The organism is Sphingomonas sp. CFBP 8765 (assembly GCF_014841445.1).
Classification (GTDB): Bacteria; Pseudomonadota; Alphaproteobacteria; order Sphingomonadales; family Sphingomonadaceae; genus Sphingomonas; species Sphingomonas aerolata.
Map to the genome: position 1 here is coordinate 239,697 of NZ_JACYTY010000001.1, position 15,113 is coordinate 254,809.

Sequence of the window (15,113 nt, forward strand, 5' to 3'; positions counted from 1 at the left end):
AATATCCTAGAACTGATACCGTGCACCGAGCAGCGCCTGTGCGGACCAGTCGCTGTCGAAGTCGCCGACCTTGAAGCTGTATAACCCGAGCGACGCGGTCGTGCCGAGCCGTCCGAAATTACGGTAATAGGTACCGGTCGCGCCATAGGACCAGACCCCGCCATCGCCCGCGGTGACGAAACCACCGCCGAGCTGGCTGTCGAAATAGTTCACGAACGCGGTCGCATTGAGCCCCGATACCGAAGACAGCGACCGCGCGAAATAGAGCTGGCCGTAATAGCTCTCGTCCTCAAGGCCCGTGACGACGAGGCCGGGCGCGCCGCGTGGTGCGAACAGCCGGCGATTAGCATAGCCGATCCCGCCGCCAAACGTCGTCCGCCCGCGCGTCGCGACGAGCACCGCGTCGATCCCGCGCGCACGGTAGCTCGAGGTGGAGATCGACTGGAACACGTCGTCGAGGCACCCGCCCGGCGCCGCGCCGGTCGCGCCGAACACGCAGCCGTTGAACTGCTGCGCGAAACCCTGGTTGGGCGCGAGGAAGCTCGTCGGCAGGTTGGCGAGGCCGGTGCGCAGCTGGCGGCCGAAGGTCTGCACGCCGTCATAGACGTTGACCGCGACGCCGACGTCCTTCGACGCCTGGTAGGTCGCGGTGCCGGTAAAGCTGAGCGAGCCATAGCGTTCGCCGATCCGCGCCTCGACCGAGGTCCGCCGGTTCGGCCGCCAGATCACGCCCGCGTCGTAATAGAGCCCGTCGGTGCGATAGGCGATGCGGCGCGGCGATCCCGGCGCGGTCCGGAACCGGCCGTCGCGGTCGAGCACGGGGACGCCCGCGGCATCGACCAGCGCATCCTTCTGGCTCGTCTCGATCCGTTCATAGCCGAGGCCCGCGGTCAGCGCGACATAGGGCGACACCGGCAGCACCGCGTCGCCGCGGCCGAAATAGCCCTGGTAGCGCTGGCTGAGCTGGCCCGCGGTCTCGCGGTCGAACCCCGCGCTCGCGGTCAGCCCGACCGGCAGCAGCGTGCCCGGCCGGAAGCCCGCGCTGGCCGTCGCGGTGTGGCCGATCGAATCATCGTAATAATCGAGCCGCTGGCCACCGGTCGCGGCGGTGCCGAAGGTCGGGGTCTCGACCTTGGTATAGCCCAGCCGGTAGTTGGCGTTGACCGCGACGTCGCCCGCCTGCGCGGCGAAATTCGGGCCGCCATAGACGGCATAGACCTGCGCGATGTTCGAGACATTGCCGACCAGTACGCCGGGCGCGGCGCCGCGGATGTCCGAGCGCGAGCGCGTGGCGATCCCGCCCGCTTCCAGCGAGACGTTGCGCGTCAGTTGCGCCTCGACCCGCGCGAGGCCCGAATGGATGTCGGTGTCGCCGATATCGTCGTCATAGGCAAAGCGGCGTTCGTAGCGGTAGCTGACCTGCCCGTTGATCCGCGCGGTCGACACCGCCGCATCGACGCCTGCTGCGAGCGAGGTGTAGGTGAGCACGTCGCCGCCGCCGAGATCGGCGGTGAGGATCTGCGTCGCCTCGATATAGGGCCGGACGACGACGCGCCGTGCGCCCTGCCCGCTTCCTGACGCCGTATCGGAGACCGACTGGGCGAGCGCGGGCGCCGCGACGAACAGCGCCGCCGCGCCGCCGAGGATCAGTCGGACATCGCTCACCGCGCGCCGCCTTGCTCGTAATAGCTGCCGAACCGCGCGCCGCCGGGGACGAACGACACCGCGTTGAGCACCAGCTGGATATGCTCGCAGCTGTCGAGCCGGTTGACCGCGGCGCGGACCTCGCTCTCGGGCGTGTGATCGGCGCGGACGACGAGCATGACCTGCCCGACCAGCATCGCGAGCACGCCCGCGGGCGACGCGGCGAGCGCGGGCGGCGAATCGAAGATCACGATGCGCCGCGGATCCGCCGCGAGCAGCCGCGCGAGCACCGCACGGGTCCGCGCGCTCGCGAGCAGCTCGGTATCCATCGTCGTCCGGTCGCCCGCGGGCAGGATCGAGAGATGCGGCACGTCGGTGCGGATCACCAGCGTCTCGACGTCGATGCTCGTATCGGCCAGAGCATCGAGCAGGCCGGGACCATCATCCAGCCCGAGCTGTCGCAGCACGTCGGGCTTGGCGACATCGGCGTCGACCAGCAGCACCTCGGTATCGCGTTCCGCCGCGATCGAGAGTGCGAGGTTGATCGCGCAGAAGGTCTTGCCGTCGTTCGGGCGTGCCGAGCAGACGAGGATCGTGCGCGCCTTGTCGGGCACCGCGCTGGCCTCGATCTGCGCGCGCGTGATCAGCAGCTGCCGCTTGATGAGGCGGAACTCCTCCGCCAGCGGACCGACCGGCGCGCCGGGCACCATCATGCCGTTCGCCGCCAGCATCCCGCGATCGATCATCGCCGTGTCACTGGCGACGAACGGCAGGTGGAACTCGTCGGGCAATTCCTGCCCGATCGGCGCGCGAAGCTCGGGCGGGATTGCGAGGAAGGTCGCATCGTCGGAGTCCGGCGCGTCGGCTTCGAACGCGGCAACGGGCTCGGCGGCAGGCTCAGGCGCGCGTGCCGGTTCGACCGGCGGCACCGACGGCCGGGCCCGCACGTGCTGGTTGAAGTCATAGACCGTGGCGGCGCGTTCGAGCAGCGACGGCGCGCGTGGCGGCTCGCCGCTGGCTTCGTGCGATTCGGGGATCTTGCTACGCATGGTCACGTCCTCAGGCCGCCAGGCCACGCTGCAGAATCTCGACGCCCAGCAGCAGCACATAGGCGCCGCCGAGCGCTGCCGTGCCGCCGAGGAACATCCGGAATTGCTTGGCGCGCAACTCGGACTGAGTGCGCGTCACGACTTCGCCGATCGACCCGATCACCGGCATCCCCGCGACGCGTTCGAGCCGGGTGCTCGTCGCGAACGTGCCACGGAGCTGGCCGAGCAGGAACGCGCCGCCGATCCCGGCACCGAGACCGGCGATCAGCACGCCGGTCAGCAACAGCATCCGGTTCGGGGCGCTCGGCTTTTGCGGCGTGGTCGGCGGGTCGATGACGCTGAACTTGACGCGATCGGTCTGCGACTGCGCCTGGCCGCGGAGCGCGATCTGTTCGCGCTGGGTCAGCAGCTGGTCATACTGGTCCTTCAGCACCTGATAATCGCGGTCGATCGCGCCCTGTTCGGCGGCGACGGTCGGATCCTCGGACAGCTTGGCGTTGAGCTGGTCGAGATCGCCCTGCAGCTGCGCGCGACGGATCCTGAGCGATGCGACCGCCGCCTGCTTGTCCGCCATCATCGCCTGCAGCGAGACATAGAGCGGATTGGGCGACGAACCCGCGCCGCTGCCGCCCGACAGCGGTTCGCCGCGCGCCGCCGCGGTTGCCTGGGCGAGCTGCGCGCGCAGCGCGACGACGTCGGGATGGCTTTCGGTATAGCCCCTCGCACGGGCATCGGCGAGCTGCCCCTGGATCGCCGCAAGCCGGGCGCGTGCGGGTCCGGCCGCACCGGCGACGCCGCCGCTGCCAGCGATCGTCCGCGCGACGCCAGCCATCTGCCCCTGCACCGCCGCCAGCCCCGATTGCGCCGCGGCGAGATCGCCATCGACCTGCGCCATCTGCGACCGCGCGGCGCCGATCCGGTCGGCGACCGACCCGGTGCCGGGCAGCGCCCCGAGATAGCGGTTCTGGAAGTCGGCGCGCTTGGCCTCCGCGTCCTGCAGCTGCTTCTGCCGCTGTGCCAGTTGCTTGTCGAGAAAGCTGAGGCTCTGGCTGGTACTCGTCCGGTCGCCTGCCAGATTGCCCTCGACGAAGATGTCGATCAGCTTCTGCGTGATCGTCCGCGCCAGCTTCGGACTCGCCGCGGTCGTCGCGATCTCGAACAGATTGTCCTGCGCCGACGTCACCTTGATCGACTGGGCGAGGCTGGCGACGCGGTCGGCGACGTCGCGGTCGCTGGCGACCGTGTTGGCAAGGTCGGTGCCGCGCACGACCTTCTCCAGATTGACCGCGGAGGTCAGCGTCTGGCGGATCGTGTCGATGTCGGTGCGGCTCGAGGCCGACGGCTGGTCCATGCTCGCGGGCAGCAGGTTCTGCATCTGGACGAAGACGCGCGCGCGCGATTCATACCGGCTCGGGATCTGCGATACGAACAGCCAGCCGAGGACGCACACGCCCCACGCGATCGCGAGCGCGAGCCAGCGCCGCGTCCAGATCGCGTGCAGCGCGACCCGCGCCTCGTCATAGATGCCGTTCATACCGCCACGCCTCAGAACATCGATTCGGGGATGATGATGACGTCACCGGGCTCAAGCCTGACATTGGCGGACGAATCGCCCTTTTTCAACAGGTTCGAGATCTGCAGCGAGAACTCGCTCTGCTTGCCGCTCGCCCGGTCGTAGCGCACCAGCCGCGCCTTGTTGCCCGCCGCATACTGGCTGAGCCCGCCGACCGCGATCATCGCGTCGAGCAGCGTCATATTGGCGCGATAGGGGATCGAGGCGGGCTTTTCGGTCGCGCCGACGATGCGGACCTGCTGGCTGTAGGTGCCGCTGAAATTCTCGACGATGACCGAGACGATCGGGTTTTTGACATATTCGCCGAGCGCCTTCTTCATGTCGTCGGCGAGCTGTGCGGGCGTCTTGCCGACCGCGGACATGTCGTTGACCAAGGGCGTCGTGATCCGGCCGTCGGGGCGGACCTGGACCTTCGACGACAGTTCGGGATTGCGCCAGACGAAGATGTTGAGCTGATCGAGCGGGCCGATCACATATTCCTCGCCCGGCAGTTCCTTGTTCGCGACATAGGCCGCGGGCGGCAGTTCGGGCGGACCGCCGGTGCTGCTGCAGGCGGCCAGCGACGACGCGGCGAGCCCCAGCGTGAACAGGGAACGGGAAACGGGTCCGGAACGCATGGGCACTGATCTCCTGGCGCCATCCCGGCAACGGGTGTCCGATGGCCGGTTAAACTCGCACGGGCTATGCAGGGAAACAGGTGAAGATAGCGTTTAGGAGCGCTCCGCAACCCCGCCCGCCGCCACGCTCATGGCTGGGGTTGGACTGAAGTAACGATCTCGAGCGCGGGTGGATGCCCGAGAAACGCCGCCGGGCTCGCGCTGGCGCCGTATGCGCCCGCCATGAAGATCGCGATCAGGTCCCCGGGCCCGACCGGCGGCAGCGCGACCCGGTCGCCGAGCCGGTCGAGCGGGGTGCACAGCGGTCCCACGACCGACACCGCGTCCGCGGCGGCCGCCTCCCCCATTCGCGCGGCGACCGCGATCGGATAGTTGCGCCGGACGACGGTGCCGAAATTGCCGCTCGCCGCGAGCTGATGATTGAGCCCGCCATCGACCACGACGAAGACTTCGCCCTGGCTGTGCTTCACGTCGATCACGCGGGTCAGGTACACGCCGGCCTCGGCGACCAGCCACCGCCCGAGCTCGATCGCGAACCGGGTGTCGCGCAGCACCGCCGCGCGGGTCTCGAGTGCCGCGTACAGCGCCGCACCGACCCGCTCGACGTCGAGCGCGACGTCGTTGGCGAAATAGGGCACGCCGAACCCGCCGCCCAGATTGACCAGCGGCGGCGCGACGCCCCCCGCGTCGGCGAGCCGCGCGGCGAGGTCGAGCGTGGCCGCCTGCGTCTCGATGATCGCGCCCGCGTCGAGCGCCTGACTGCCCGCATAGATGTGGAATCCGCGCCAGTCCGCGCCCGCCGCGACGATGTCGCGCACCAGCGCCGCCGCACGCTCCGCATCGACCCCGAAGGGCGAGGCGCGGCCGCCCATCCGCATCCCCGATCCGCGCAGTTCGATATCGGGGTTCACGCGCACCGCCATCCGCGGCGCGATGCCGAGCCGCGCGCCGATCGCGAAGCCGCGCGTGGCCTCGCCCTCAGATTCGACGTTCAACGTCGCGCCGGCGCGGATCGCTGCCGTCAGTTCGTCGTCGCGTTTGCCGGGACCGGCAAAGCTGATCGCGTGTGCCGGCTTGACCGCCAGCGCCATGCCGAGCTCGCCCGCCGACGCGACGTCGAGCCCGTCGACCAGCGGTGCGATTGCCGCGAGCAGGGCCGAATGCGGGTTCGCCTTGATCGCGTAGTGGAGGTCGATCGCGGGCATCGCCGCGCGGAACCGCGCGATCCGCGCCGCGACGATGGCGCTGTCATAGACGAACAGCGGCGTGTCGCCGGCCTGTGCGACCCAGGCCTCCGCGGACCGCCCGCCGATCGTCAGCGCGCCCGACTGGTGCGCAAATTCGGGCGGCAACGCCCCCATCGGCTTCATCATGCCTGTCCCTGTTCGTTGGCGGTCGACCATGCCCGGACCTCGGCCGCGATCGCGGACCGGTCGAGCTTGCCGTTGGCGTTGCGCGGCAGCGCGTCGCGCCACAGATAGCCGGCGGGCTGCATGAAGCTCGGCAGCGCGGTGCGCAACCGGGTCCTGAGCGCGGGCTCGTCCGCCGCGTCGCCCGCGAGCATCACGACGATCGCCTGCCCCAGCCGCGGATCCGCCACCCCGACCGCAACCGCCTCGCGGGCTTGGTTGCCGGCGAGTACCGCCTCCTCGACCTCGAGCGGGCTGATCCGGTTGCCCGCACTCTTGATCATCTCGTCGTCGCGGCCGACGAAGCGGAGCAGCCCGTCCGCGCCCTCGACCACCGTGTCGCCCGACCAGACCGCCATGCCGTTGCCGTCGGGCGCGGGGCGGAAGCGCTGCGCGGTCCGCTCGGCATCGCGCCAATAGCCCTGCGCGACCAGCGGCCCGGCATGCACCAGCTCGCCCGGCTCGCCCGGCGCGGCGCGGGTGCCGTCGGGCCGGATCACCGACACCTGCGCGAACGGGATCGCACGCCCCATCGCGTCGGGGTGCGCGTCGATCAGCGACGGGTCGAGATAGGTCGAGCGGAACGCCTCGGTCAGCCCGTACATCGCGTAGATATCCGCGCCGGCGAACCGCGCACGCAGCCCTGCGACGAGCCGCGGGGTCAGCGCGCCGCCCGAATTGGTCAGCCGCCGCAGCCGCGCCGCGGTCTCCGCCGGCCAGTCCGCCTCAAGCAACTGCACCCAGAGCGGCGGTACCCCCGCCAGCGTCGTCGCGCCGACCCGCTCGACCGCCTTCACGACGTCGCGCGCCACCATATAGTCGATCGGCGCGACCGCCGCGCCCGCCGCCCAGGTCGAGAAGAGCTGGTTCTGGCCGTAATCGAACGACAGCGGGAGCACGCCCAGCACCCGGTCGTCGCGCGTGAGCTTCAGATAGTGCGCGACCGACACGGCGCCGAGCGACAGATTGGCGTGGCTCAGCATCACCCCCTTGGGCCGCCCGGTCGAGCCCGAGGTGTAGAGGATCGCGGCGAGCGTCGCCGGATCGGCATCGGACGGGCCCGGGCCGCCCTCGCCTTGCAGATCGAGCGCGGTCTCGTCGACGATTGCGCAGTCCGCGGGCACGTCGCCCGGCTCGAGCGTCGCCGCGCGCGCGCCCTGCGTCACCAGCAGCACAGCACCGCTGTCGGCCAGGATATGCGCCACCTGTGCGCGCCGCAGCAGCGGGTTGACCGGAACATGGACCAGCCCCGCGCGCGCCGCCGCGAGCGGCATCACGCAGGCGACCCGCGTCTTGGGCAGCCAGGTCGCGACGCGCGCGCCCTCTGCAAGACCCTGCCCCGCCAGCCAGCCGGCGAGCGTGCCGACCGCGGTTTCGAGGTCGCGGAACGTCATCGTCCCTGCGCGGTCGATCAGCGCAACGTCGTCGGCTGCGCCGTGCGACGTAAGGTGATCGATCGGAAACGGGACGGGGTCGGGCGAGGTCATGGGTCCTCCATAGCGCCAAGCCGTTGCCGAATTCACCCCCACAGGCTAGCGGGGCCCGGTTCGCAACGGTTCAGGCGATGCTCGTGATCTTCGAAGGTACTTCCCAGGTTGAAACGACGGTCCGCGCCGTCCTTGCCGACATCCTTGGCCTCAGCGCCGAGCGAGTCGCGGCATTCACCGACGACACGCCGTTGTTCGGCGCGCTCCCCGAACTCGATTCGATGGCGGTGGCGAGCGTGCTGACCGAGCTCGAGGACCGGCTCGGCATCCTGATCGAGGATGACGAGATCGACGGCGAGATGCTCGAGACGTTCGGCGCGCTCGTCCAGTTTGCGGCGCGGAAGGCGCTGGTCTAGCCTCGGCCGGGATGACCGGCCCCCGCTTCGATCACTATGACTGGGCCGGCGGGCGCGAGGCGATGCTGCGCTTCGGCCCCGATGCCGGACCGCTGGTCGTTGCGGTACTGCCGCTGTTCGAGGAGGCGAACCGCACGCGCGCGTTCCTCGTCGCGATGCTGCGCGCGCTGGCCGGGCGCGGGATCGGCAGCATCCTGCCTGATCTGCCCGGTACCGGCGAGAGTGTGGTCGAGACGCGCGACCTGCGGTTGCCCGACCTGCGCCAGGCCTTTGCTGCGCTTGTCGGGACGCTCGACGTGCCGGTTTACGCGGTCACGATTCGGAGTGGTGCGCTCGTCGATTGCGACGCCAGTCTTGCCGGGCGATGGCGGCTCGCGCCGCAGGCGGGCGATGATCTGTTGCGCGACCTGAACCGGATCCGTGCCGCGTCGACGATGCCCGACGCGGAGGGTTACGCGGGCAACAGCCTGTCCGAGGCGCTGCTCGCGGATCTGCAGGACGCGGTGCCATATGCCGCGTCGCGAACGGTGCGACTCGAGAGCGATCCGCGTCCGGCGGATGCGCGCTATGCCGGGGCGCCGCTGTGGCGGCGGTCGGAACCGGGCAGCGATGCGGCATTCGCGCAGGCGCTCGCCGCCGATGTGGCCGGGTGGATCGCGACATGCGGCGATTGATCGCAGTGCCCTGCGAGGGCGAGACGCTGGTCGCGACGCTCGACGACGCGGCGGGCGCGACGGGGGTGCTGATCGTGTCGGGCGGCAACGAGATCCGCAGCGGCGCGCACCGCGGCATGGCGATGCTCGCGCGGCGGCTGGCGGCGGGGGGCACGCCGGTGTTCCGCTATGACCGCCGCGGCATCGGCGATTCGAGCGGCGAGAATGGCGGCTTTCTGTCGGCGCAGGCCGATCTGGTCGCCGCCGCCGCCGCGTTCCGCGCCGCTGCGCCGCACGTCACGCGGCTGGTGGGGTTCGGCAATTGCGACGCCGCGAGCGCGCTCGCGCTGTTCGGCGGGGCGGCGGGGATCGACCGGCTACTCCTCGCCAACCCCTGGGTGATCGCGCCGACCGACGACCTGCCCCCTGCCGCCGCGATCCGCGCGCGCTATGCGGCGCGGCTGCGTGATCCGGCCGCGTGGCTCAGCCTGCTCCGCGGCGGGATCAATCTGCGCAAGCTGGTCCGGGGTCTGGTGAGGCTGTGGCGCGGGTCGGGGGAGGTCGAGGGCGACCTTGCGAGCCGGGTCTGCGGCGCGATCGACGGCTGGGCGGATCGCGTCGTCATTCTGCTCGCGACCGGGGATGCGACCGCGCAGGTGTTTGCGGCACGCTACCGCGGCGCGGCGCGGATCGTGCGACTGGCTACCGGTTCGCACAGCTTCGCCGGGACCGCGAATGCCGGTGCGTTGGAGGCGGCGCTCAGGGACGTGATCGACGGCACGGACGATGCAGGCGCCGCCAGTTCCCCCCACTCGTCATCCTGACGAACGTCAGGACTCAGGGTTACGGGCGATTCCGTCTTTGGCTCTGGATCCTGACTTTCGTCAGGATGACGGAGGGTATGAGGGGCGTGAATCCGACGCACGCCCCCCGCGCTTACTCCGCGGCTTCGGCCAGTTCCGCGAATTCCGCCGCCGCCAGGAACCGTTCGGCGTCGAGAGCGGCCATGCAGCCCGTGCCTGCCGCGGTCACCGCCTGGCGGTAGACCTTGTCGGCAACGTCGCCGCACGCGAACACGCCCTCGACGCTGGTGCGCGTCGAGCCGGTCTCGACCGAGATATAGCCGTCCGAATCGAGATCGATATGCCCGCGGAACAGCTCGGTCGCGGGGTGGTGGCCGATCGCGACGAAGCCGCCATCGACCGCGAGGCGCGAGCGTTCGCCCGTCACCGTGTCCTCGAGTTCAAGCGCGACGAGCCCGGCATTGCCGCCGCCGTCGACGAATTCGCGGACTTCCTTGTTCCACAGCACGGTCACGCCCTTGTGCGCGAACAGCCGCTCCTGGAGGATCTTCTCCGAGCGCAGCGAATCGCGGCGGTGGATGAGCGTCACGTCGGGCGAATGGTTGGTGAGGTACAGCGCCTCCTCGACCGCGGTGTTGCCGCCGCCGATGACGGCCACCTTCTTGCCGCGGTAGAAGAAGCCGTCGCAGGTTGCGCAGGCGCTGACGCCCTTGCCCTTCATCGGCTCCTCGCTGTCGATGCCGAGCCACTTGGCCTGCGCGCCCGTCGCGATGACGAGCGTCTCGCCCTCATACACGTCGCCGCTGTCGCCGATCAGGCGGAACGGGCGGCTGCTGACGTCGACCTTGACGATCGTGTCCCACATCATCCGCGTGCCGACATGTTCGGCCTGCGCCTGCATCTGCTCCATCAGCCACGGGCCCTGGATGACGTCCTTGAAGCCGGGATAATTCTCGACATCGGTGGTGGTGGTCAGCTGGCCGCCGGGCTGGATCCCCTGGACGACGATCGGCGCCATCCCGGCGCGCGCGCCATAGATCGCGGCCGACAGCCCGGCAGGCCCGGAACCGAGAATGAGCATGCGGGTCGTGTGCGTCGTCATCGTGATATCCTTGGAGTTTCGGATCCCATCTAGGCGATGGAACATGCGATTTGAACCATCGCCACCGCAATCGGCGTGCATCGTTTGCCGCCCCGCTTCGTTGGAAGGCAAAAGCGGAGAGACGTATGAGCGACGACCGGACCATCGAGATCGAAGACTATACCGCACCCGCCGGCGGCTGGGGGTCGATGAAATCGCTCGTGGAGATATCCGCGCGCGAGAAGATCGGCCCCGAAGCGCTGCGCGAACTCACGCGGCAGAACAAGCCCGAGGGCTTTGCGTGCGTCAGCTGCGCCTGGGGCAAGCCCGCGCATCCGCATACCGCCGAATTCTGCGAGAATGGCGCCAAGGCGACTGCGTGGGAGCTGACATCCTACCGCGTGACGCCGGCCTTCTTTCAGGAGCATACGGTCACCGAGCTGCTCGGCTGGAAGGATTTCGATCTCGAACAGGCCGGCCGCCTGACGCATCCGCTGAAATATGACGCGACCACCGACAAATATGCCGCGTGCAGCTGGGACGAGGCGTTCGCCGGGATCGGTGCGAAGCTCAAGACCTATGACCCGACAAAGGTGATCTTCTACGCCTCGGGTCGCGCGAGCCTCGAGACCTCGTACATGTACAGCCTCATGGCGCGGATGTACGGCAGCCAGAACCTGCCCGACAGTTCGAACATGTGTCACGAGACGACCTCGGTCGGGCTGAAGTCGGCGATCGGCTCCGCAGTCGGGACGATCCACCTTTCGGATTACGAGAAGTGCGACGCGATCTTCTATTTCGGGCAGAATCCGGGCGTGAACAGCCCGCGGTTCCTCCATCCGCTGCGCGACTGTGCCAAGCGCGGCGTCGAGATCGTCGTGTTCAATCCGCTGAAGGAGCGCGGTCTGGAGAAATTCCAGGATCCGCAGAATCCGCTGGAGATGGTCACCGGCAAATCGACGCCGATCGCCTCGCAATATCATCAGGTAAAGACCGGCGGCGACGTCGGCGCACTGATGGGGATGTGCAAATATCTGATCGAGGCGGACGATCGCGCGCGTGAGCTGAACACGCTGAGGATCCTCGACCACGCCTTCCTCGCCGAGCATACCACCGGGTTCGAGGCGTTCGCGGATGTCGCACGCGGCACCGACTGGGCGACGATCGAGCATGAGAGCGGGCTGTCGCGCGTCGAGATCGAATCGGCCGCCAAGGTCTATGCGAAGTCGAAGGCGGTGATCGCTGTGTACGGCATGGGGCTGACCCAGCATGTCGGCGGCATCGACAACGTCCACATGCTCGTCAACCTGATGCTGCTGCGCGGGAATATCGGCAAGCCCGGCGCGGGCATGGGCCCCGTCCGCGGCCATTCGAACGTCCAGGGGCAGCGTACCGTCGGGATCACCGAAAAGCCCGAGCTCGCCCCGCTCGACAAACTCGCCGAGCAATATGGCTTCGAGCCGCCGCGCGAGCTCGGCTGGGACACGGTCGCGTCGTGCGAGGCGGTGCTCGACGGCGAGGCGCAGGCGTTCATCGGGCTGGGCGGCAATTTCGTCCGCGCGATCCCCGACCATGCGCGGATGGAGCCGGCGTGGCGCGGGATCGACCTGACGGTGCACATCGCCACCAAGCTCAACCGTTCGCACCTGCTGCCCGGCAAGACCTGCTATCTGCTCCCCTGCCTCGGCCGGATCGAGACGGACATGCAGGGTACCGGGCCGCAGAGCGTCTCGGTCGAGGATTCGTTCAGCCAGATCTATGGCTCGAAGGGCAAGGCGACGCCGGCTGCGGAGACGTTGCTGTCCGAGCCTGCGATCCTCGCGGGTATCGCCAAGGCGACGCTGGCGCCCAATCCGAAGCTCGACTGGGATGCGTGGGTGCGCGACTATGCGCGGATCCGCGATGCGATCGCCGAGACCTATCCGGACATGTTCTCCGACTTCAACGCCAAGATGTTCACCCCCGGCGGCTTCTGGAAGGGCGTGCCGGCGGCGCACCGCGAATGGCTGACCGAGAGCGGCAAGGCGGAGATCAACGTCCCCCACTCGCTCAACGTCACCGGCTTCGAGGAGAGCGAGGGGCGGTTCCGGCTGATGACGCTGCGGTCGAACGATCAGTTCAACACCACCGTCTATGGCTATCATGACCGGTTCCGCGGCGTGAAGGGCACGCGCGACATCGTCTTCATGAACCGCAGCGACATGCTGCGCATGGGGCTGACCGATGGTGACGACGTCGATCTGGTCGGCGATGCGGGCGACAATGGCGACCGCCGCTTCAACAAGCTGCGCGTCGTCGAATATTCGATTCCGGAAGGGTGCGTCGGGGCCTATTACCCCGAGTGCAACCTGCTGATGCCGGTCGCGCACCATGCGCGCGAAAGCCATGTGCCGGCCGCCAAGTCGGTGCCGGTGCGGATCGAGAAGACGCGCTGAGCACGCCGCGGATCCTCGGCGTCGTCCTGGCGGGCGGGCGATCGTCGCGGTTCGGGTCGGACAAGGCGCAGGCGCTGCTCGCCGGGCGCCGCTTGGCCGACCACGCCTGTGCGCTGCTCGGGCCGCATGTCGATGACGCGGTGGTCGCGGGGCGGGATGGCCTGATCCGCGACCTGCCGGGGCCCGATCTGGGGCCGCTGGGGGGCATAGCGGGGGCGCTGTACCATGCGGCGGGTCTGGGCTATACCTCGGTCCTCACGATCGCCTGCGACGTGCCAGCGCTGCCCGACGGGCTGCTCGCGGCGCTGGGCCGCCGCGCGCCCGCCTTCTGCCCCGATGCGCCCGTGCTGGGGCATTGGGAGACCGCGTCCGCTGCCGCGCTGATCGCGCATATCGAATCGTCGCCGCGCCGGTCGGTACGCGGCTGGGCGGAGGCGATCGGCGCCTTGCCGATCCCTGCTCACGGGGTCATCCCCAACATCAACACCCCCGAGGACATGGCTGCGCTGTGACGACTGCCCGTACCGAAGCGATCACTATCCTGCGCCCCGACGCCGTCGCGGCGGGCACGCGCGCGATCGCGATCGAGGTGCCCGTCGCGATCGAGGTCGACGGGCTTGGCTATGCGGTGATGATGATGACGCCGGCGGACCTGCCCGCCTTCACCACCGGCTTCCTGCTGACCGAGCGGCTCGCCGACAGCGCCGACGACGTGCGCGACATCGACGTGTTCGAGGCGGAGGCGGGCTGGATCGTCCGTGTCGGCCTGTCGGAGCGGTGCAGGGGGCGGATCCACGACCGCGTCCGCCACCGGACCAGCGACACGTCCTGCGGGCTGTGCGGCATCTCCGGGCTCGAACAGCTGCGCAAGCCGGTGGCGGGCACCCCGCCCCGCCCCGACGTGCCCGTCACCGCGATCTTCGCCGCGCTGGCGGGGCTGCGCGCGCACCAGCCGCTCAACGCCGCGACGGGGGCGATCCATGCCGCCGCCGCCTGCGACCGGTCGGGAGCCGTGCTGGCCGCCTATGAGGATGTCGGGCGCCACAATGCGCTCGACAAGCTCGTCGGCGGGCTGGCGATCCGGTCGACCGAGCCGCCCGCCTTCATCCTCGTCACCTCGCGGATCAGCTTCGAGATGGTCGACAAGGCGCTGGTCGCGGGCGTGGCGATGCTGGTGGGGATCTCCGCGCCGACGAGTCTGGCGATCGATCACGCGCGCACGCACGGCCTGACGCTGCTGGCGCTCGCCCGCAGCGACGCGATCCTGGTCGTCAACGACCCGTTCGGTGTGTTTGAAAATGGTAGCGAAGGAGGGACTTGAACCCCCGACCCCAGGATTATGATTCCCGTGCTCTAACCAACTGAGCTACTTCGCCGTACCGTCTGCGGGGAAGCATTCTTCCCTGCGAGGCGCGGCCTATAGGAAGCGGATTCGAGGCGGTCAAGCAAACATGTGACGCGAAATCGCTTCCCAGGGGCCGCCGCGATACCACCAGGCGCCGAGCCCGGCGATTTCGACGTCCCGTGCCGCGAAGTCGCGCTGCAGATTGCCGAGCAGCAGCTTGGCGACCGACGGGTTGACCTTGTTCTGGATCGTGACGTGCGGACGCCAGCCGCCCGCGTCCTGCGGCGTCAGCATTCCCGTAAACGCATCGGCCAGCCGCACGCGGATCCCGACCAGTTCGGGCGATTCGATCCGGTAGGCGACACCACGCCCCAGCGACATCAGCCCGCCGATCCGCGCCCGCGGCGCCGGCAGCCCGCGCGTTTCCTGGTTCAGCCGGTGCTTCAGCTCGTCGAGCCCGGAGGGCGGCAGGTGGTGGAACAGCGTCAGGTGCGAATCGAGCTGGTTGCGCTCGGGCGGGAAATGCTCGCGCCGCATCGCGTCGAAGAACGCGGTGTCCTGGCGGCCGAACAGCGCGGTGACGATGATCGGGGCGACTTCGGTCGTGCTTGCCATCATGCAGATACCTCCCCGGCGCAGGCCGGGGTCCAGTTGGAAAGGT

General features: G+C 69.3%; 14 protein-coding genes and 1 tRNA gene. 6 read left to right on the forward strand and 9 right to left on the reverse strand.

Annotated features, from left to right (window positions below; all coding sequences use genetic code 11):
• Positions 1-6: 6 nt before the first annotated feature.
• The 6 genes from IFT87_RS01140 to IFT87_RS01165 form a co-directional block, all read right to left on the reverse strand.
• On the reverse strand, positions 7-1,665 hold the full coding sequence (locus IFT87_RS01140; protein WP_192007221.1) for a hypothetical protein: 1,659 nt from the start codon (positions 1,663-1,665) through the stop codon (positions 7-9).
• Complete coding sequence (locus IFT87_RS01145; protein ID WP_192007223.1) at positions 1,662-2,693, reverse strand: AAA family ATPase; 1,032 nt, start codon at positions 2,691-2,693, stop codon at positions 1,662-1,664. Before IFT87_RS01145 ends, IFT87_RS01140 begins: the two co-directional genes overlap by 4 nt.
• Positions 2,694-2,703: 10 nt before the next feature.
• Positions 2,704-4,227: an XrtA system polysaccharide chain length determinant gene (locus IFT87_RS01150; protein WP_192007224.1), complete on the reverse strand. Its 1,524-nt coding sequence runs from the start codon at positions 4,225-4,227 to the stop codon at positions 2,704-2,706.
• A gap of 11 nt (positions 4,228-4,238) precedes the next feature.
• Positions 4,239-4,883: an XrtA/PEP-CTERM system exopolysaccharide export protein gene (locus IFT87_RS01155; RefSeq protein ID WP_031393819.1), complete on the reverse strand. Its 645-nt coding sequence runs from the start codon at positions 4,881-4,883 to the stop codon at positions 4,239-4,241.
• A gap of 128 nt (positions 4,884-5,011) precedes the next feature.
• On the reverse strand, positions 5,012-6,253 hold the full coding sequence (locus IFT87_RS01160; protein ID WP_192007691.1) for a pyridoxal-dependent decarboxylase, exosortase A system-associated: 1,242 nt from the start codon (positions 6,251-6,253) through the stop codon (positions 5,012-5,014).
• Positions 6,253-7,779 (reverse strand): acyl-CoA ligase (AMP-forming), exosortase A system-associated, encoded by a 1,527-nt coding sequence (locus tag IFT87_RS01165; RefSeq protein ID WP_192007225.1) that lies wholly within the window; start codon positions 7,777-7,779, stop codon positions 6,253-6,255. The genes IFT87_RS01160 and IFT87_RS01165 overlap by 1 nt, the downstream gene beginning before the upstream one ends.
• Before the next feature lie 77 nt (positions 7,780-7,856).
• On the opposite strand from IFT87_RS01165, the gene IFT87_RS01170 reads away from it, so the two are divergent.
• The 3 genes from IFT87_RS01170 to IFT87_RS01180 are packed head-to-tail and all read left to right on the forward strand — an operon-like array spanning position 7,857 to position 9,612.
• On the forward strand, positions 7,857-8,135 hold the full coding sequence (locus tag IFT87_RS01170) for an acyl carrier protein (RefSeq protein WP_031441379.1): 279 nt from the start codon (positions 7,857-7,859) through the stop codon (positions 8,133-8,135).
• A gap of 11 nt (positions 8,136-8,146) precedes the next feature.
• The gene (locus IFT87_RS01175) at positions 8,147-8,809 is read left to right on the forward strand and encodes a hypothetical protein (protein ID WP_037532900.1); all 663 of its coding nucleotides are present in this window, start codon (positions 8,147-8,149) and stop codon (positions 8,807-8,809) included.
• Positions 8,797-9,612: a hydrolase 1, exosortase A system-associated gene (locus IFT87_RS01180; protein WP_192007226.1), complete on the forward strand. Its 816-nt coding sequence runs from the start codon at positions 8,797-8,799 to the stop codon at positions 9,610-9,612. The genes IFT87_RS01175 and IFT87_RS01180 overlap by 13 nt, the downstream gene beginning before the upstream one ends.
• Positions 9,613-9,724: 112 nt before the next feature.
• On the opposite strand, the gene trxB is transcribed toward IFT87_RS01180, so the two are convergent.
• Complete coding sequence (trxB, locus tag IFT87_RS01185; protein ID WP_037530751.1) at positions 9,725-10,693, reverse strand: thioredoxin-disulfide reductase; 969 nt, start codon at positions 10,691-10,693, stop codon at positions 9,725-9,727.
• Positions 10,694-10,818: 125 nt separating this feature from the next.
• Between trxB and IFT87_RS01190 the strand changes: the two genes are divergently transcribed.
• From IFT87_RS01190 to fdhD, 3 genes are read left to right on the forward strand one after another with little or no spacing between them, the layout of a single operon-like run.
• Positions 10,819-13,107 (forward strand): FdhF/YdeP family oxidoreductase, encoded by a 2,289-nt coding sequence (locus tag IFT87_RS01190; protein WP_192007227.1) that lies wholly within the window; start codon positions 10,819-10,821, stop codon positions 13,105-13,107.
• Positions 13,014-13,619 carry a molybdenum cofactor guanylyltransferase gene (gene mobA / locus IFT87_RS01195; RefSeq protein WP_342211113.1) on the forward strand — a complete coding sequence of 202 codons (606 nt, stop codon included), beginning with the start codon at positions 13,014-13,016 and terminating at the stop codon, positions 13,617-13,619. The genes IFT87_RS01190 and mobA overlap by 94 nt, the downstream gene beginning before the upstream one ends.
• Positions 13,616-14,428: a formate dehydrogenase accessory sulfurtransferase FdhD gene (gene fdhD / locus IFT87_RS01200; RefSeq protein ID WP_192007229.1), complete on the forward strand. Its 813-nt coding sequence runs from the start codon at positions 13,616-13,618 to the stop codon at positions 14,426-14,428. Before mobA ends, fdhD begins: the two co-directional genes overlap by 4 nt.
• Here fdhD and IFT87_RS01205 read toward each other — a convergent pair.
• Positions 14,407-14,483, reverse strand: a tRNA-Met gene (locus IFT87_RS01205). The two genes, fdhD and IFT87_RS01205, sit on opposite strands and share 22 nt — an antisense overlap.
• A gap of 65 nt (positions 14,484-14,548) precedes the next feature.
• The gene (locus IFT87_RS01210; RefSeq protein WP_192007693.1) at positions 14,549-15,067 is read right to left on the reverse strand and encodes a 2'-5' RNA ligase family protein; all 519 of its coding nucleotides are present in this window, start codon (positions 15,065-15,067) and stop codon (positions 14,549-14,551) included.
• Between the last annotated feature and the right edge of the window lie 46 nt (positions 15,068-15,113).